An 18109-nucleotide genomic window follows, 5' to 3' on the forward strand; every position below is an offset into this window, starting at 1 on the left:
CATATATTGTTCAAAAACACAAATGATTTTTCCCAACGATTTAAAACAAACTATCAAGTTTATCTGCCAATGCAACTTGTTTACTTGGATATAAATGTGAGTAAGTGTCAATTGTAGTTGTTATAGACGCATGTCCGAGACGTTCTTTGACAACAAGGTAATCTTCGCCTTGGTTGATTAAAAGTGAAGCATGGGAATGTCTTAAATCATGTATTCTTATTTTTTTAAGCTTAGGATTACGTTTTAATACACTATGATAATACTTTTCAATACTATCTTTAGTAATTGGAATAGGACTATCTTGAAATAGTTGTAAATCTGTGCAATTATCATTTGAAAATTGCTTCAGCAACTCATATTGTTTTTGCTGCCATACTTCTAGTTCGTTCATTAATTTAGCGTTAATGACAATCTGCCTAATACTAGCTTTTGTTTTAGGGGTACTGATATAACTAACTCCTTTTTTGAAGTAGACTGACTTTGAAACAGCTATTGTATTTCTGGAAAAATCAATATCATTCCAATTAAGAGCCAAAACCTCTCCTAGTCGCATGCCAGTGAAGTATAAAACTTTAAATAATAGTTGATAGTGATATTCTTCTGGAGTAAATAATTCTAAAAAGTCTTTAAATTCTGAAATAGTCCAATAGTTTAGCTTTGGCTTATTAATAGGCAGTTTTTTGATAAGTATTACGGGGTTAGAAGGATAGAATCCCTTGCGAACACCGACATCCATAATCTTCTTTAGTAAAATCATGATTTTATTAATAGTGTTTGAACTCAAAGGCTTTTTTGTATTTTTAGAAATTGTTACAGTGAGATGTTCTCTAAAATCATAGAAATCATCATATTGTAGCTTACTGACATCAGCGACTTTTTCAAAGTAATGCTTAATATGACGATTATAATTATTTTCTTGTGTGTTAATGTAACTTTGTTTTCTATGATTAATAATGTCTTCTTCTCTAAGAAAGGCATATAACATATCCATGGTTATTTTTGCCCCAAAGTAGCGTTCTTTAAGTTCGACACTTCGTAAATATTGTTCTGCTTCAAGAGCCTCTTTCTTTGTTTTAAAACCTTTACGAATAATTCGTCTTTGCTTTAAAGTGACAGGATTAAAACCATTACTAACATCAACCAACCATCCGTTATTTCCATTCTTTTTAACGACCATAGCTCTACTGCTTTCTAAAATTTGATATTAAGAAGCTCTTCTACGATAGTCGCAGGAATAGTACCAATTCGTTTATTGTTATAAATGGGAAAGCCTCGTTCAATCAAGACAAGTTTTCCTTTACGGATAATTTGTCGAGAAGTTCCTTCGGAAAAACCAAGGGCAACAAGGTCATCTTTTGTAACAGTTGTAATCATAATAGTTGTTCTTCTTATAAATTATGTTATAATAAGGACAAGCTAAGGGGAGTTGTCGCTCCCTTTTGTCCTAAGAGCTAAAAGCGTTTCCTTTTATTGGTCTAGAGGGGCGCTTTTTGTTTCGGGTAATATTCTGGGAAAGATATAGTATTCTAACACATGATTGATAAATGCTTCTTTATCATCAGTTGAATAAACTTTTTCTTCTCCAAAAAGTAGTGATGATTCTCCTAAATAGTCATGAGCTTCTCTCAATTCTTGAATTTGTGATAGATTGAAGAATCTGTCCTTTTCCGATTTCTCATTCTTCTTAGAAATTTCAAGGACATTGTTAAACCGTCTAATATACTGATTCAAATCTTCATGCTGAATTTTACCAAAGAAACTTTTAAGTGATTTATAATTGGTGATGATAATTATCCGACCAATGACTAACTTATTTTTATAGCGAGCAGATAGATGTGATTTGTTTAAGGGGTCTATATTAAAAGATAAATAATTATTGAAAACTTTATAAAGTGATGGTATTTTATTACAATAACATATACTATAAACCGAAAAAATTCTCAAACAAAAAAACTAAAAAAGAGCTTGGGGCTAGGACTAGTTTTGTCCCAAACTCTTTTTAGTTTACATAATTACTTATAGATTTTGATTCTATTCTTTGGCGAATTGCTTGTAGATTTTTACCAATATCACCATTAAGCTGTATTAATTGCTTTGAAAGTTCATCAGGATATGTAAACGTTTCTTGATTTAATGTAATAAACGTTGCTTGGGGATTAGTATAGGTCATTTGCAAAAAAGGATATTTAATGATACCTGGTGTATTCATGCCTACACCAAGTTCTAAATAAATGATTGCTTTTTTGCTATTTTCTTCCAAAAATTCGCTATACCTTTTTTGAGCTTTATGCCATCCTTCATCTTCAACAAAACGATTATCTATCCTTAGATTATTCGTCATAGGAGCACCACACCTAGGACAAGTTGGTATAAGATTAGAAGAGATTTTCATTTCCATTTCAGATTCAACCATCTGATAAATCAACTCTTTGTTGTCATAGTTGGTATAATGACAAGGAACCGAACATTGCATTAAACCATAATCCCCTTGTGTATAAAAAAACCTTTTTTTATCAAATCCCGCTTTTTGTACTTGATGATCGACATTCGTTGATAAAATAAAATAATCCTTATGTTTAACAATGTCTAATAAATCGATATAGGGTTGACCAACTGGTGCTTCATAGCGATTAATAAAAATATGACGACTCCACCATGCCCAATATTCTTCCTTTGTAGCAAAAGGATAAAAGCCACCAGAATACATGTCTTCGATACCATACTTTTCTTTAAAATCAGAAAAATAGTGTTCAAAACGTTCACCATAATAAGTTAGACCTGCAGAGGCTGATAATCCTGCGCCAATACCAATGAGAACAGCATCTGCTTTTTCTAATTTTTTTACGATGTCATTAATTTGCTCCGAGTAATCTTTTGTAGATTTTTTCATCTTCTTCTTTAAAAACATTGAATACCACCTTCATCTTGCTATCTGTCTCTTTTAAATATTCTTGAACAGTTGCTACTGCCAGTTCTGCTGCTCTCTCATGTGGAAAATGAAATTCTCCTGTTGAAATACAGCAAAATGCTAAACTGTTTAAACCATTAGCATCTGCTAATTCTAAACAAGAGCGATAACTACTCATTAAATCTTTTTCATGATGAGATCGTAATCCACCATCAACAATAGGCCCAACTGTATGTAAAACAGATTGACTCGGCAAATTATAAGCAGGGGTTATCTTCGCCTCACCCGTCTTTTCTAAGTGTCCTTGCTCTTTCATCTGCCGATAACATTCCTGCCGTAATTGAACACCTGCAAAAGTATGAATAGCATTATCAATACACTTGTGATTCGGATAAAAACAACCCAAAAGTTGGCTATTAGCAGCATTAACAATGCCATCTACTTTTAAGGTCGTAATATCACCTCTCCATAGGTATAATTGACCAGAACTCGGAGTCAAATCAGTCAATTTTGTGACTGTTTTTTGTGTTAACTCTTCTTGAAGGTAGGCATTTTGAATATCTAAAAACTCAGCTGACACAGTTTCTGGTGGGCGAACGTTAACCAAAGCTCGTAAAAGTACTTTTTGCTGTTCAACTTCATCAGGGATTACTATACCTGCATATTCTGCTTTTTCTGATAAGAGTATCTTTATTAAATACAATCGCCTTTGTTCTTGGTTCATTATTCCCTCCTTAATTAATTGTTAAAGCGAGACTGAGAAAATCTCAATCTCGCTTTTTATTATCAAAGTACTCTGCTTTTATTGATTATTTACGAACGATACTGATACGTTCTTGGATGTGGTTCCCTTTTTCGATTTCGTCTGCAAAAGCAAGAGCGTAATCAGCATAACTAAGGATACTTTCACCCCGTTCATTTAATGTGAATTGATCACCTGCAAGAATATATTGACCTGTACGCTCACCTTCGGCTTGGAAGTCTGCAGCTGGGCTGACAAATGTCCATTTGACATCATTGCGTTTGCGAAGAACATCAAGTGCATCCGTTTGTGCTTTAGCAAGTGCATAGTATTCTTTCGGAAAATCTGGAGTATCTACCAATTGAACGGTTAGCTCTGGATCAACATATAAGCTACCTGCACCACCGACAACTACAAAACGAGCATCTGAATTAGCCATGATATCTGATAAGTGATTAATCACTTCAACATGCAGATGAAGAGTTTCAGGAGCCCAAGTACCAAATGCGCTAACGACAACTTCAAAATCAGCTACATCTTCCTTTGTGATGGCAAATAAGTCTTTTTGAATATATGTTTGCGCTTTTGAAGCGTTTGTTTCTTCACGACTAAAACCTGTAACATCGTATCCACGACCTACAAGCTCTTCGATGATTAAACGAGCAACACGACCATTTGAACTAATTACTGCAACTTTTGACATTATTTTTTCCTCCAAAAATTTATTTATTAGATGTAATCATAATTGTTACAACCTATGTTCACAGTATAGCAAGTTTTAGATGTAATGTCAATAGTTACACCGAAAAAGTTGTAACTTTTTTTGTTACATCGAAAATATGATATAATTAGTATAAGAAAATTAAAGAAGGAAGAAAAGATGCCATATTCTACACGATTAGCTACTTCAGTTCATATCCTACTAGCTATATATCATTTTGAAAATAAAGAGAAGGTAACTTCTACTTTTCTTGCTAACAGTATTCAAACTAATCCCGTAATTGTCCGAAACTTATTAGGAAAATTACAAAAATCTGGGCTTGTAAAAGTTGAAGCTGGAATAGGTGGAGCTCATTTAACAAAACAACCAGAAGACCTTACTCTCTGGGATATTTTTTTAGCTGTTGAAGATCCTCATAAAACCATTTTTAAACCACATGATGATACCAATCCAAATTGTGAAGTTGGGCGTGTTGTTCACTCTGTTCTTGATCCCCGTCTAAATGAGATTCACACCCAATTTCTACAATCATTAAAGGCAATTAATTTAGCCTCTCTTATTACGGATATGGATAATAAAATCGCACAAAACTAGTCCAAAACTCTTTTTAATAAGGAGTATACTTTCTAGCATTTTATAGTTACTAAAAAGTATCTAAAATTTGGAAGTGATACTAAGTTTAAAAACATATTATAGAAAAAAGCTTATAAAATCAATATTTCTGATATTTAAAACTAATAATGTTAGACTCAAAATCCAGTGTCCTTAAGGACGTGCCGGTTCGACCCCGGCCGCCGGTATAGTTTAAATAAAAGAAACGCTGTAAAAAACAGCGTTTCTTTTGTTTACTGTTAATACTACTAGTTCTAATTTGCTCGTTAGTTATTTTGCCTCATTATCAACTGTACGAGATAATAAGTTGATGTTTGCTTGGGGCTACTATAAAGAATGATAATTTGTTATAATGGAAAATATTACTTGATGGAGGACAAATATGAGATGCAGGTTATTGAGAAGGCACCAGCAAAAATAAATCTCGGTTTGGATATTGTTGGTAAGCGACAAGATGGGCTTCACGAACTATCAATGATTATGATGAGTGTTGATCTGAATGATTATGTTATGGTTTCTAGCTTGAGTGAAGATGAGATTGTGATTGAAACTAATTCTACTCGAATTCCTTCGGATTCTAAAAATGATGTTTATAAGGCCTGTCAATTACTTAAGGAGAAGTATAATATTACATCGGGTGTTAAAATAGTGTTAGAGAAAAAAATACCGGTTTGTGCTGGTATGGGAGGAGGTTCTAGTAATGCTGCGGCAACTTTACGCGCTTTAAATGAATTGTGGAACTTAAATTTGTCGTTGGAAGAGTTAGCTGAAATTGGTGGAAAAATTGGAACAGATGTTCCTTATTGCATATATGGTGGGTGCGCATTAGTCTCAGGTTGGGGTAATGAGGTATCACTTTTAGAATGTGTTCCTAAATTTTGGGTAGTATTAGTCAAGCCAAATTTTGGTATTTCAACACGAACAGTTTTTTCTAATCTAAGTATGGATTCTCTAAGCCATGTTGATATTGAAAATTTAAGAGTTTCTATTTTAGAAAAAGATTATGATGCCATGGTGAATTACATGGGGAATTCCCTTGAATCTATTAGTATTGCTAAGAAACCCTTTATTAATCGTATTAAGGAGAAAATGGTAGAAGCTGGGGCAGATGTGGCTTTGATGACAGGAAGTGGTCCGACAGTTTTTGCTGTTTGTCGTAGTGAGAAGCAAGCTAATCGTGTAGTAAATAGTATGAGAGGCTTTTGTAAAGAAGTGTATAAAGTCAGAACACTTTAAAAGAAGTTTAAGTCTTATAGTTAGAAATAGAGAAGTCGATTATAGGTAATACTACTGAGTCGTGAGAACCTATCTCACGGCAATTGTCTGAGGCAGCTGTGATTTTCAGAATTTACTTGTTAATTGGTAGGGACTAAAATTCCCAAATTGTCAAATTAAGCTAGACTTTTTCACGTAACTCAGAAAAACTTGGTATGGTGTTTGATAATTCAAAGACTTTATAGGAATCTTATTCCTCTTATCAGCTATAGCTGATAAAACTTGCCGCGAAATATAGGTAAAATCCTTCTGGTTAGGCAATCCGTTTAGTCTTAGTAAACCATTGGAGTGTTCATTGAGACCTCGTTGACCGGGACAACCTGGATCGGCAAAGAAAATATTAACGTCATGTGCATTCGAAATAGACTTCCAATTGGAAAACTCTTTCCCACAATCAAAAGTAATCGACTTAAAGAGATGACTGGGAACTTGAGACAGCCATTGATTGATGGCTTCCTCAATATCACTTGCTTTTCGTCCCTTAGTTTTCAGTGTAATGATGGCTTTTGAGAGGCGTTCTACTAAGGTAATGACCGCACTTTTGTGTTTCTCGCCAACAATGGTATCTCCTTCTAGGTGTCCGAACTCTGAATGAAAATCAGGATAGAGTTCAGCTCTTTCCCGTAAATCTCTGCGAAAGGCTTGTTTTCCACTTTTTTTGCTATAACCATTTGGTTTTCGTTTTCCTTTTCAAGGGAGGTCTTCCTTCTTGAAAATACCAGGGTCTGCTAGCCGATAGAGAGTTCTCCTAGAACAAGAAATCCTATCTGGATAAGTTCCTTTAATGACATCAAGGCTCCAGCTTCGATCTAAATAAGTTTGAATAACGTCTTTTTCTGCTTGCGACAGACTTATTTTCCTCCGACCGCAGCGTTTCTTATTGGCTTTATAGTGTTCATAATAGTCGTAGGCAGAATGTCCGTCTTTGAGAAAGTTGATAACATGATAGACGGCCTGCTTTGATCTTCCAAGAGCTATCATGATATCTGTAACTTTTATACCTTCTTTGTAGTAAGCCTCTATCATGACGAGTTCATTTGTGGTTCATGAGTGTAGGTCATTTATGTTAGTTCCTTTCAGACAAATGTGGTAGTTTATCTGAACCTAACATAGATGGCTTTTTTCTGTCTAGCTTAATTTTACAAATTGGGATTTGAAAAAAGAGGTAGAGTTTTAAATAAGAATACTTAGTTTTGAGAACTTGTGTGACTTAGGGATTGATTGTCAGAACTACTATTACTAATAAGTAGTTGATCTTTCAAAATTACTTTTGCCTATTTTTACACTCAGAGAGCAAGAAATAGACGAAACATCATTGCTACCTTACTATTTTTATGTTATGATGTAGGAGTATTAAATTAACTGGTTAAGGAAATAGGCTGTGGAAAAATTATCAATTAAATTGGATCAGACGCTGAATTATATTTTGTTAAAGGCTGAAAATCAACATGAGCTGTTGATTGGAGATTGTCGTAGTGACGTTAAGGTGACCAATACTCAGGAGCATATTTTAATGCTATTATCTGAAAAGCAGTTGACTAACTCGGAGCTGGCGAAACATTTACATATTTCTCAGGCAGCTGTGACTAAGGCAGTAAAATCTTTAGTGCGTATGGGGCTTTTAGAGACTCAGAAGGATACTAAGGATGCTCGAGTGACATATTTTGTGTTGACGGATGAAGCGAGACCTATTGCAGAAGAGCATCGTCATCATCACGAGGAGACTTTGGGAGCATATGGGGAATTGTTAAAAAGATATTCAAATAGTGAAAAGAGTATTATTTATCGATTTTTAGATGATTTAAGTAAGGAGTTAGGGGAATCATGAGATATATAACTGTAACAGATTTGTCATTTCAATATGATGCTGATCCTGTATTAGAGCATATTAATTATCATTTGGATAGTGGGGAGTTTGTTACTTTAACAGGAGAAAATGGTGCGGCAAAATCTACCTTGATTAAAGCGACTTTGGGAATCTTAAAACCTAAGGTAGGTTTGGTTGAAATTGCAAAGCACAATACTAGTGGAAAAAAATTGCGCATTGCTTATTTGCCACAACAAATTGCTAGCTTTAATGCCGGCTTCCCTTCGACAGTTTATGAATTTGTTAAATCTGGACGCTACCCTAGACAGGGCTGGTTTCGACGGTTGACGCAACATGATGAAGAGCATATCAAAGTTAGTTTAGAATCAGTTGGAATGTGGGAAAATCGTCATAAGCGAATTGGTGCTCTTAGTGGTGGTCAAAAACAACGTGTCGTGATTGCACGTATGTTTGCCAGTGATCCCGATATTTTTGTGCTAGATGAACCAACAACGGGAATGGATGCTGGTACGGCAAAAACATTTTATCAATTGATGTCACATAGTGTGAAAAATCATGGAAAATCTGTTTTGATGATCACACATGATCCCGATGAAGTGAGTGATTACACTAATCGTAATATCCACCTCGTACGAAATCAAGATCTACCATGGCGTTGTTTTAATGTCCACGATAGAGATGAAAGAGGTGAGGAAGCATGATGGATATTTTAGCTTATGATTTTATGCAGCGAGCTTTGCTGGCTGTGGCTGCTATGAGCATTTTTGCGCCTATATTAGGAATTTTTTTGATTTTGCGTCGCCAGAGCTTGATGAGTGATACCTTAAGCCATGTTTCTTTATCAGGTGTGGCTGTTGGTGTGGTTTTAGGAGTTTCTCCCACTTGGACGACTATTATAGTTGTTGTTATTGCAGCAATTGTGCTGGAGTATCTGAGAACAGTTTATAAGCATTACATGGAAATTTCAACAGCTATTTTGATGTCGATGGGACTGGCATTATCTCTTATTATTATGAGTAAGGCAGATAATTCTAGCAGTTTAAGTTTGGATCAATATTTGTTTGGCTCTGTTATTACGATTAGTCAAGAACAAGTAATAGCTTTATTTCTTATTGCAGCTACTATTGTTCTACTGACATTTTTATTTATTCGTCCCATGTATATTTTAACTTTTGATGAAGACACTGCTTTTGTTGATGGATTACCAGTTCGGGCGATGTCAATTGCCTTTAATATTGTGACTGGTGTTGCAATCGCCTTAATGATACCAGCAGCGGGAGCATTACTTGTTTCTACTATCATGGTTTTACCAGCTAGTATTGCTATGAGATTGGGTCGGAGTTTTAAGGCTGTTATTTTTATTGGGATGTTGATTAGTGTGATTGCCATGATTGGAGGAATCTTCTTGTCTTACTGGGCTGAGACTCCTGCTAGCGCCACGATTACTATGATTTTGATTATTTTATTTGTTTTTGTGAGTCTAGTTAATCGACTACTAAAAATCTAACGTAAGTTTGGTAATATAAAATGGTGAGAGGTCGGATCTTCATCCTATCTCTTTCTTTATGCAACAGAGTATAATAAAAACGAGAGCTATTTGGCTCTCGTTTTATTGGTAAAGGGATTTAAATTTTTCTCGTCGTTCTTGGCGTTTCTTTTCAAAGAAAGCAGCTCCTAAGAAGGAGACTATTGGCCTTAAGATATAGAAATAAAAGGCAACTGTTGGGTTAAAGTAGGCAAATATAATAACTGTAAGGTTGAAAATAGCAACTGTTAGTAGTTGACGTAAATGAGCGACAGAGGCAAATTTGCGCGTGTAAGTCGTTCCAGAAAACTTTTCTTGTATGACAAAATAATTTAAGATTGACTGGCAAAGATTGACTGCAATCGTGACAATACCATATCCAACAACTGCACTTGTTGTAATACCTTCCATCATCCATCTTGTAAAGAGGGGAATGAGAGCAAGTGTTGCCATAAAATTGAATTGAACAATTAAGATTTTGCTAGTTGCATGTTCAATCTGGCCGAGAATCTTGTGGTTATCATACCAAAAATCCGCTACGATGAAAAAGGATACAAAGAAGATAAGGATACCTGTTAAAAATGATGTAAATCAATGGTATCGCTTGGTAGCGGAATTTCTAATAACATCATGGTGATAATCACTCCGATAACAGCATCAGAGAAGACCTCTATATGTTCTTTCAAGCGTTTGGCACGACGTATTTTATCATCGTGATAGACTTGTTCTAGAGCCTTTTGCCGTTCCTTGGCAGATAGCTTCTCTAACTCGGGATGAAGGAGGCTGGCCTCTTGTGCCATTTGTTCAAAGTAGTCATTCCAATCCTTTTGTTTTTCTGTCTTTTCTTTCACCTTCTGCATGTCGTTCTCCTAGTAGGTCAAGACAGAATATTTTTTCTTCCCACGGCGGATAACTGTTAATTCGTTGTCAATCTTGTCACTGTCAGAAAGGCTGTAATCTAGATCTTGTACACGTTCTCCATTGATGTAGATGGCACCGTTTTGGACATCTTCTCGAGCTTGGCGCTTAGATGGACTAATACCAGCAGTCACTAAGATGTCGACGATATTAAGGTTATCGTCAGCTTGTACGGCGTAGTTTGGTACATTGCTAAGACCTTGTTTAAGTTCCTTAGCAGAGAGGTTTTTGATATTTCCTGCAAATAGTTGCTCTGTGATGTTGAGAGCTTGCTTGTAAGCTTCCTCACCGTGTACAAGTGTTACAACTTCTTTAGCCAAGATTTTTTGGGCTAAACGTTCATGACGGGCAGCGTTAAATTGTTCCTCAATCTCTGCAATCTCATCAAGGGATAAGAAAGTAAAGATTTTCAAGAAACGGACAGCATCATCGTCCATGACATTGAGCCAGAACTGGTACATTTGGTAAGGAGATGTTTTATCGGCATCTAACCAAACGGCGTTACCTTCTGATTTACCAAATTTCTTTCCAGTTGAGTCTGTGATGAGTGGAACAGTCATGACATGTCCTATTTTATCTGCTTTACGGCGAAGCAATTCAGTACCTGCTGTCATGTTGCCCCATTGGTCAGAACCACCGATTTGGAGGGTAACATTATGGGTACGATTGAGTTCGTAAAAATCATAGCCTTGCATGATTTGGTAGGCGAATTCGGTGTAAGAAATCCCTGTTTCGATACGTTTTTTGACAGAGTCTTTACTCATCATGTAGTTAACGGTAAAGTATTTTCCGACATCACGTAAGAAGTCGATAAAGCTAATAGTTCCAAACCAGTCGTAGTTGTTAACCATTTCGGCTTTATTGTCACCATTTTCAAAATTGAGGAAACGAGAGAGTTGACCTTGGATTTTAGTAACCCATCCCTCTACCGTTTCTTTGGTTTGAAGGCTGCGCTCTGCGTCTTTGAAAGAGGGATCACCGATCAGACCAGTAGCTCCACCAACTAGAGCGTAAGGTTTGTGCCCTGCTAATTGCAAGTGACGGCAGACGAGGATTGGTACCAAATGCCCCAAATGCAGGCTGTCGGCAGTTGGGTCGTAGCCAGAATAATAGGATACTTGCCCTTCTGTTAATGCTTTTACTAGGGCTTCTTCATCAGTCGTTTGAAAGACCAAGCCACGTGCTTTGAGTTCTTCGAAAATATTCATGAGCTTTCTCCATTTCTATAATGTTTCTAGACCATTATAGCAGAAAAAACTTGGTGAGTGCAAGGTTTTCGCAATTTTGCTATAATGTAAAATGAGGTGTTTTTATGTCTAAATTAAAAAAATCATCCGCTCCTAAAGAATCAAAGGACAGGTTTACTTTGTCAGATATTGGAGCTATTATTTTACGGACAATGAAGTTGATGTCTAACTTCGTTCATGTGTTATTACTTTTATTATTTATGTTAGGGCTGGGGATGGCTTTTGGCTATCTTGGTAGCCAAATTGAAAATGTCAAGATTCCAAGTAAGACGTCTTTGGTATCACAGGTTGATGCCTTGACCCGTATTTCAAAAATGAATTACTCTGATGGGAGTTTGATTGCGAATATTGATACCGATTTATTACGTACTCCAGTTGAAAGCTCTGCTATTTCAGAAAATGTCAAAAAAGCTGTTATTGCAACTGAGGATGAAAATTTTGAAAGCCATAATGGTGTAGTGCCTAAGGCAGTGTTTAGAGCAACTTTAACCTCTGTTCTTGGCTTGGGTGAAACCAGTGGTGGATCAACTTTGACGCAACAATTAATCAAACAACAGGTGTTAGGAGATGATCCTACTTTCAGTCGTAAATCGAAAGAAATTATCTATGCTTTAGCCCTGGAACGCTATACGGATAAGGATAATATTTTAACCGATTACCTTAATGTCTCTCCTTTTGGGCGTAATTATCAAGGGCGTAATATTGCTGGGATCGAAGAAGCTGCTCAAGGGATTTTCGGAAAATCTGCTGCAGATTTAACGCTTCCACAAGCCGCATTTTTAGCCGGATTGCCACAAAGTCCAATCGTCTATTCTCCTTATAATGCTGATGGTAGTTTTAAAAGTGATGAGGAAATGGCTTTAGGAATCAAACGCTCACAAAATGTTTTATACAGTATGTATCGTGCAGGAGTATTGTCTCAATCAGACTATGAAAGTTACAAAGCATATGATATAAAACAGGACTTTAGACAACCAGAAGCTGCAGAGGCTGTTAGCCATGATTATCTTTACCATGAGGTCTTCTCTGAAGCACAGACAATCATGTATGACTATCTGATCAAGGAAGATAATGTTTCAGAAGCTGATTTGAAAAATGAAGATGTTCAAAGTTCATATGTGGAAAAAGCAGCCCAAGCCCTACGTTTAGGAGGCTATACCGTTTCTACAACCATTAATAAAGGGATTTACGAAGCTATGCAGACAGCAGCAGCTCAATATGGTAGTCTTTTGGATGATGGGACCGGTACTGTTGAAATGGGAAATGTTCTTATGGATAATAGCACAGGAGCTATTCTAGGTTTTGTTGGCGGTCGTGATTATAGCACTAACCAAAATAACCATGCATTTGATACGGAACGCTCACCAGGTTCAAGTATTAAGCCAATTTTGGCATATGCACCAGCTATTGATCAAGGCTTAATGGGATCAGCAAGTATTTTGTCGAATTATCCGACAACCTTCTCTAGCGGGGAATCTATTATGCACGACGATAGTAAGGGGACAGCTGCCATGACACTTCAAGATGCTTTAAATACGTCTTGGAATATCCCTACTTTTTGGACGTATAAATTGCTTCAATCCAGTGGTGTCAATGTTCAAGGCTACATGGAAAAAATGGGCTATGACATCCCAGATTATAGTATTGAAAGTCTCCCAATGGGTGGGGGAGCTGATATGACTGTTGCTCAACAAACTAATGGCTACCAAACTCTGGCGAATAAAGGGGAATATCACGAGAAACATATGGTAGATAAAATTACGGCAGCTGATGGGACAGTTATTTATGAGTACGATACAACTCCAACCCAAGTTTATTCAGCAGCGGCAGCGACTATCATGGTTGACCTAATGCGTGGTGTGATTACCTCTGGGACAACGACTCCTTTCTTAGATAATCTAAAATCGATTAATCCAACTTTAGCAGGTGCTGATTGGGTTGGTAAAACGGGGACAAGTAATACCTATGTTGACTCATGGTTAATGTTATCAACTCCAACGGTGACTCTAGGATCATGGACAGGACATGATGACAATACGCCAATGTCCTCAACCTCTTATAGCAATCAAGCGCGCTATGTCTCTAATTTGGTTAATAGTATTTACCAAGCAGATAGTAACATTTTTGGAATTGGACAGAAGTTCCAGCTAGATGATAGCGTGATTAAATCAACGGTTCTCAAGTCAACAGGACAAAAACCAGGAACTGTCTCAGTCAATGGACGGAGCGTAACCGTTAATGGAGAAACAACCACTAGTTATTGGGCAAAAAATGGCGCACCTGTTACCACTTATGACTTTATGATTGGTGGGACAGATGCTGATCGTCAAAGCGCGTGGGCTAGTATTGTTGGCTCATCTAACTCAAGTAGCACAAGGTCATCTCGTACCTCAAGTTCCTCTACAAATAACAACTAGAAATCTTGTCAAAATGATCAAAATAGGGTATAATACTATGGAGTATTTGTCGTCTGCTTTGATTGAAATATTGTCCAATCAGGGCTTACAGCAGTTAAATCAAACTTTCATAAAGGAGATTTAGCTGCTCTTTTTGTGCCTATTTTTAGGAAAATGATGTTTTGTAACATAAAAATAAAGATTCTAAAAATTCACAATTAGGACAAAGAATTGGAAAATAGTGGTTTACTGATTCAGTAAATTTTTGAGAGAAAAAGGAGCTAAAAACTTGGCAGGACATGAAGTTCAATACGGGAAACACCGTACACGTCGTAGCTTTTCAAGAATCAAAGAAGTTCTTGATTTACCAAACTTGATTGAAATTCAAACCGATTCATTCCAAGATTTCCTTGATCAAGGTTTGAAAGAGGTATTTGAAGATGTGCTTCCAGTGTCAAACTTTACAGACACTATGGAGCTTGAATTTGTTGGTTATGAGCTAAAAGAGCCTAAATATACTCTAGAAGAAGCGCGTGCTCATGATGCAAACTATTCAGCCCCAATTTTTGTCACTTTCCGCTTAGTGAACAAGGAAACGGGAGAGATTAAGACGCAGGAAGTGTTCTTTGGAGATTTCCCATTGATGACAGAGATGGGAACATTTATTATCAATGGTGCTGAGCGTATTATTGTATCGCAGTTGGTTCGCTCACCAGGTGTTTATTTCCATGATAAAGTGGATAAAAATGGGAAGGTCGGTTACGGCTCAACTGTTATCCCAAACCGTGGAGCTTGGTTGGAATTAGAAACTGACTCAAAAGATATTGCTTATACGCGTATTGATCGCACTCGTAAAATTCCATTTACAACACTTGTGCGAGCACTTGGTTTTTCAGGTGACGACGAAATTATTGATATCTTTGGTGATGGCGACTTGGTTCGTAACACGATTGAAAAAGATACGCATAAAAATCCAAATGATTCTCGCACAGATGAAGCACTTAAAGAAATTTATGAACGTCTTCGTCCAGGAGAGCCTAAAACTGCCGATAGTTCACGTAGTTTGTTGATAGCTCGATTCTTTGATGCACGTCGTTATGATTTGGCAGCAGTTGGACGCTATAAAATCAATAAAAAGCTTAGTGTCAAGACCCGTCTTTTAAACCAAACGATTGCAGAGAATTTGGTGGATCCTGAAACAGGAGAGATTCTTGTTGAGGCAGGAACTGTGATGACACGCAAAGTCATTGATTCTATTGCAGAGCATTTGGATGGAGATTTGAATAAATTAGTTTATACTCCAAATGATTATGCTGTTTTAACAGAGCCGGTTATCCTTCAAAAATTTAAAGTGGTGGCACCAAATGATCCAGATCGCGTCATCACCATTATCGGTAATGGTAATCCAGATGATAAAGTTCGTATCGTAACTCCTGCTGATATCTTAGCTGAAATCAACTACTTCTTGAACTTAGCAGAAGGTCTTGGAAAAGTGGATGATATCGACCATCTAGGAAATCGTCGCATTCGTGCCGTTGGTGAGCTCCTTGCTAACCAATTCCGTATTGGTCTTGCACGTATGGAACGTAACGTTCGTGAGCGTATGTCTGTGCAAGATAATGATGTTTTGACGCCACAGCAAATCATTAACATCCGTCCAGTTACAGCAGCTATTAAAGAGTTCTTTGGTTCATCACAGTTGTCACAGTTCATGGACCAACATAACCCACTTTCTGAGTTGTCTCACAAACGTCGTTTATCAGCCTTAGGACCTGGAGGTTTGACACGTGATCGTGCGGGATATGAAGTTCGAGACGTTCACTATACTCACTATGGTCGTATGTGTCCCATTGAGACACCTGAGGGACCAAACATTGGTTTGATTAACAACTTGTCGTCTTATGGTCATTTAAACAAATACGGCTTTATCCAAACACCGTATCGTAAGGTTGACCCAGAAACGCGTGCCGTAACAAATGAGATTGTATGGTTGACAGCCGATGAAGAAGATGAATACACTGTTGCACAGGCTAATTCAAAACTAAATGAAGATGGTACTTTTGCAGAGGAAATCGTTATGGGACGTCATCAAGGTAATAACCAAGAATTCCCATCAAGTGTTGTAGATTATATGGATGTTTCACCTAAACAGGTAGTTGCGGTTGCGACAGCATGTATTCCTTTCCTTGAAAACGATGACTCTAACCGTGCCCTCATGGGTGCCAACATGCAACGTCAGGCGGTTCCATTGATCAACCCACAAGCACCGTATGTTGGTACAGGTATGGAATATCAAGCTGCACATGATTCAGGAGCAGCTGTGATTGCGCAACATGCTGGTAAAGTTATCTATTCTGATGCTGATCGTGTTGAAGTTCGTCGTGAGGATGGCTCACTTGATGTTTACAAAGTGACAAAATTCCGTCGTTCTAACTCTGGTACTGCCTATAACCAACGTACCTTGGTTAAAGAGGGAGATATTGTTGAAAAAGGTGACTTTATCGCAGATGGTCCTTCCATGGAAAAAGGTGAGATGGCTCTTGGTCAAAACCCAATTGTCGCTTACATGACTTGGGAAGGTTATAACTTTGAGGATGCTGTTATCATGAGTGAACGATTGGTGAAAGAAGATGTTTACACATCTGTTCACCTGGAGGAGTTTGAAAGTGAAACACGTGATACTAAGTTAGGACCTGAAGAAATTACGCGTGAAATTCCAAACGTTGGTGAAGAAGCCCTTAAAGATCTCGATGAAATGGGAATTATTCGTATTGGTGCAGAGGTTAAAGAGGGCGATATTCTTGTTGGTAAAGTAACGCCTAAAGGTGAAAAGGACCTCTCAGCCGAAGAGCGCTTATTACATGCCATCTTTGGAGATAAGTCACGTGAAGTACGTGATACATCACTTCGTGTTCCACACGGTGGTGATGGTGTTGTTCGTGATGTTAAAATCTTTACACGTGCTAATGGTGATGAACTACAATCTGGTGTCAATATGCTGGTGCGTGTTTACATCGCTCAAAAACGTAAAATCAAAGTTGGAGATAAGATGGCCGGTCGTCACGGTAACAAGGGTGTCGTGTCACGTATTGTACCTGTTGAGGATATGCCGTATCTTCCAGACGGAACACCAGTGGATATCATGCTGAACCCTCTTGGGGTACCATCACGTATGAACATCGGTCAGGTTATGGAACTTCACTTAGGTATGGCTGCACGTAACTTGGGCATTCATGTTGCTACACCAGTCTTTGATGGAGCTTCATCAGAGGATCTTTGGGACACTGTTCGTGAAGCAGGTATGGATTCAGATGCTAAGACAGTCCTTTATGATGGTCGTACAGGTGAGCCTTTTGATAACCGTGTGTCTGTTGGGGTCATGTACATGATCAAGCTCCACCACATGGTTGATGATAAACTCCATGCCCGTTCAGTCGGACCATACTCACTTGTCACACAACAGCCACTCGGAGGTAAAGCTCAGTTTGGTGGACAGCGTTTCGGTGAGATGGAGGTTTGGGCTCTTGAGGCTTATGGTGCATCAAATGTTCTTCAAGAAATCTTGACTTACAAGTCAGATGATGTGACTGGTCGTTTGAAAGCCTATGAAGCCATTACAAAAGGTAAGCCAATTCCAAAACCTGGTGTACCAGAATCATTCCGCGTTCTTGTTAAAGAATTGCAATCACTCGGTCTTGATATGCGTGTCCTTGATGAAGATGATAATGAAGTAGAACTTCGTGATCTTGATGAAGGAGAAGATGATGACGTGATGCACGTTGATGATCTTGAAAAAGCACGTGAAAAGCAAGCGCGTGAAGCTGCTGAATTTGCAAGCGAAGAAGAGAAAAGAGACTAACGCTAACTAAAGATAGAAGAGAGGAAAAACTCTCTTCTGTCTGATTTAGTTATGAAGAAATAGTTTAGAGGGTAACCT

General features: G+C 37.5%; 16 protein-coding genes and 2 pseudogenes. 7 read left to right on the plus strand and 11 right to left on the minus strand.

Features of this window, described 5'->3' with window-relative positions; genetic code table 11:
- Positions 1 to 40 precede the first annotated feature (40 nt).
- From ACEE75_RS01230 to ACEE75_RS01255, 6 genes are all read right to left on the minus strand, one after another.
- Positions 41 to 1177: a tyrosine-type recombinase/integrase gene (locus ACEE75_RS01230; RefSeq protein ID WP_018030887.1), complete on the minus strand. Its 1137-nt coding sequence runs from the start codon at positions 1175 to 1177 to the stop codon at positions 41 to 43.
- A 14-nt stretch (positions 1178 to 1191) separates the two neighbouring features.
- Positions 1192 to 1374, minus strand: coding sequence for a DUF3173 family protein (locus ACEE75_RS01235; RefSeq protein WP_013642633.1), 183 nt, complete (start codon positions 1372 to 1374; stop codon positions 1192 to 1194).
- Positions 1375 to 1467: 93 nt separating this feature from the next.
- Positions 1468 to 1731, minus strand: coding sequence for a hypothetical protein (locus tag ACEE75_RS01240; protein ID WP_449173555.1), 264 nt, complete (start codon positions 1729 to 1731; stop codon positions 1468 to 1470).
- 268 nt (positions 1732 to 1999) lie between these two features.
- Positions 2000 to 2908 (minus strand): SIR2 family NAD-dependent protein deacylase, encoded by a 909-nt coding sequence (locus ACEE75_RS01245; RefSeq protein WP_447575278.1) that lies wholly within the window; start codon positions 2906 to 2908, stop codon positions 2000 to 2002.
- Positions 2853 to 3632 carry a protein-ADP-ribose hydrolase gene (locus tag ACEE75_RS01250; protein ID WP_024398850.1) on the minus strand — a complete coding sequence of 260 codons (780 nt, stop codon included), beginning with the start codon at positions 3630 to 3632 and terminating at the stop codon, positions 2853 to 2855. Before ACEE75_RS01250 ends, ACEE75_RS01245 begins: the two co-directional genes overlap by 56 nt.
- 85 nt (positions 3633 to 3717) lie before the next feature.
- Complete coding sequence (locus ACEE75_RS01255) at positions 3718 to 4353, minus strand: NAD(P)-dependent oxidoreductase (RefSeq protein WP_024398851.1); 636 nt, start codon at positions 4351 to 4353, stop codon at positions 3718 to 3720.
- A gap of 177 nt (positions 4354 to 4530) precedes the next feature.
- On the opposite strand from ACEE75_RS01255, the gene ACEE75_RS01260 reads away from it, so the two are divergent.
- Both ACEE75_RS01260 and ispE read left to right on the plus strand, forming a co-directional pair.
- On the plus strand, positions 4531 to 4965 hold the full coding sequence (locus tag ACEE75_RS01260; RefSeq protein WP_447575277.1) for an Rrf2 family transcriptional regulator: 435 nt from the start codon (positions 4531 to 4533) through the stop codon (positions 4963 to 4965).
- Positions 4966 to 5370: 405 nt separating this feature from the next.
- Entirely contained in the window at positions 5371 to 6219 is an 849-nt protein-coding gene (gene ispE / locus ACEE75_RS01265) for a 4-(cytidine 5'-diphospho)-2-C-methyl-D-erythritol kinase (protein ID WP_447575280.1), read from the plus strand.
- 150 nt (positions 6220 to 6369) lie between these two features.
- On the opposite strand, the pseudogene ACEE75_RS01270 reads toward ispE, so the two are convergent.
- Positions 6370 to 7319, minus strand: a pseudogene (locus ACEE75_RS01270) (IS30 family transposase).
- A gap of 320 nt (positions 7320 to 7639) precedes the next feature.
- Here ACEE75_RS01270 and ACEE75_RS01275 point away from each other — a divergent pair.
- Genes ACEE75_RS01275 through ACEE75_RS01285 form a run of 3 tightly spaced genes read left to right on the plus strand, consistent with a single transcriptional unit; the run spans position 7640 to position 9593 of the window.
- On the plus strand, positions 7640 to 8086 hold the full coding sequence (locus tag ACEE75_RS01275) for a zinc-dependent MarR family transcriptional regulator (RefSeq protein WP_354369188.1): 447 nt from the start codon (positions 7640 to 7642) through the stop codon (positions 8084 to 8086).
- Positions 8083 to 8787 carry a metal ABC transporter ATP-binding protein gene (locus tag ACEE75_RS01280; protein ID WP_354369186.1) on the plus strand — a complete coding sequence of 235 codons (705 nt, stop codon included), beginning with the start codon at positions 8083 to 8085 and terminating at the stop codon, positions 8785 to 8787. The genes ACEE75_RS01275 and ACEE75_RS01280 overlap by 4 nt, the downstream gene beginning before the upstream one ends.
- On the plus strand, positions 8784 to 9593 hold the full coding sequence (locus ACEE75_RS01285) for a metal ABC transporter permease (RefSeq protein WP_447575276.1): 810 nt from the start codon (positions 8784 to 8786) through the stop codon (positions 9591 to 9593). The genes ACEE75_RS01280 and ACEE75_RS01285 overlap by 4 nt, the downstream gene beginning before the upstream one ends.
- A gap of 102 nt (positions 9594 to 9695) precedes the next feature.
- Here the strand turns inward: ACEE75_RS01285 and ACEE75_RS01290 are convergent, their stop codons facing one another.
- From ACEE75_RS01290 to tyrS, 4 genes and pseudogenes are all read right to left on the minus strand, one after another.
- Positions 9696 to 10064 (minus strand): hypothetical protein, encoded by a 369-nt coding sequence (locus ACEE75_RS01290; protein WP_449164823.1) that lies wholly within the window; start codon positions 10062 to 10064, stop codon positions 9696 to 9698.
- 36 nt (positions 10065 to 10100) lie between these two features.
- Positions 10101 to 10181, minus strand: a pseudogene (locus ACEE75_RS01295) (TMEM175 family protein); the annotation flags it as partial.
- A gap of 5 nt (positions 10182 to 10186) precedes the next feature.
- On the minus strand, positions 10187 to 10471 hold the full coding sequence (locus tag ACEE75_RS01300; RefSeq protein ID WP_449164822.1) for a hypothetical protein: 285 nt from the start codon (positions 10469 to 10471) through the stop codon (positions 10187 to 10189).
- A gap of 9 nt (positions 10472 to 10480) precedes the next feature.
- A complete protein-coding gene (gene tyrS / locus ACEE75_RS01305; RefSeq protein ID WP_449164821.1) occupies positions 10481 to 11737 on the minus strand; it encodes a tyrosine--tRNA ligase in 1257 nt (418 codons plus the stop codon).
- 104 nt (positions 11738 to 11841) lie between these two features.
- Here tyrS and pbp1b point away from each other — a divergent pair, with 104 nt between their 5' ends.
- A complete protein-coding gene (pbp1b, locus tag ACEE75_RS01310; protein WP_447574188.1) occupies positions 11842 to 14193 on the plus strand; it encodes a penicillin-binding protein PBP1B in 2352 nt (783 codons plus the stop codon).
- Between the two features lie 268 nt (positions 14194 to 14461).
- Positions 14462 to 18031, plus strand: coding sequence for a DNA-directed RNA polymerase subunit beta (gene rpoB, locus ACEE75_RS01315; protein ID WP_427895850.1), 3570 nt, complete (start codon positions 14462 to 14464; stop codon positions 18029 to 18031).
- Positions 18032 to 18109 lie beyond the last annotated feature (78 nt).

This window comes from Streptococcus sp. 11273D007BT (genome assembly GCF_053547195.1).

Bases quoted from the DNA above. Each gene is read 5' to 3' on its own strand.
- pbp1b (WP_447574188.1), top strand. From the start codon at position 11,842: ATGTCTAAATTAAAAAAATCATCCGCTCCTAAAGAATCAAAGGACAGG.
- ACEE75_RS01300 (WP_449164822.1), bottom strand. From the start codon at position 10,471: ATGCAGAAGGTGAAAGAAAAGACAGAAAAACAAAAGGATTGGAATGAC.
- ACEE75_RS01235 (WP_013642633.1), bottom strand. From the start codon at position 1,374: ATGATTACAACTGTTACAAAAGATGACCTTGTTGCCCTTGGTTTTTCC.
- ispE (WP_447575280.1), top strand. From the start codon at position 5,371: ATGCAGGTTATTGAGAAGGCACCAGCAAAAATAAATCTCGGTTTGGAT.
- tyrS (WP_449164821.1), bottom strand. From the start codon at position 11,737: ATGAATATTTTCGAAGAACTCAAAGCACGTGGCTTGGTCTTTCAAACG.
- ACEE75_RS01255 (WP_024398851.1), bottom strand. From the start codon at position 4,353: ATGTCAAAAGTTGCAGTAATTAGTTCAAATGGTCGTGTTGCTCGTTTA.
- ACEE75_RS01250 (WP_024398850.1), bottom strand. From the start codon at position 3,632: ATGAACCAAGAACAAAGGCGATTGTATTTAATAAAGATACTCTTATCA.
- ACEE75_RS01280 (WP_354369186.1), top strand. From the start codon at position 8,083: ATGAGATATATAACTGTAACAGATTTGTCATTTCAATATGATGCTGAT.
- ACEE75_RS01285 (WP_447575276.1), top strand. From the start codon at position 8,784: ATGATGGATATTTTAGCTTATGATTTTATGCAGCGAGCTTTGCTGGCT.
- ACEE75_RS01260 (WP_447575277.1), top strand. From the start codon at position 4,531: ATGCCATATTCTACACGATTAGCTACTTCAGTTCATATCCTACTAGCT.
- ACEE75_RS01245 (WP_447575278.1), bottom strand. From the start codon at position 2,908: ATGTTTTTAAAGAAGAAGATGAAAAAATCTACAAAAGATTACTCGGAG.
- ACEE75_RS01290 (WP_449164823.1), bottom strand. From the start codon at position 10,064: ATGGCAACACTTGCTCTCATTCCCCTCTTTACAAGATGGATGATGGAA.
- ACEE75_RS01230 (WP_018030887.1), bottom strand. From the start codon at position 1,177: ATGGTCGTTAAAAAGAATGGAAATAACGGATGGTTGGTTGATGTTAGT.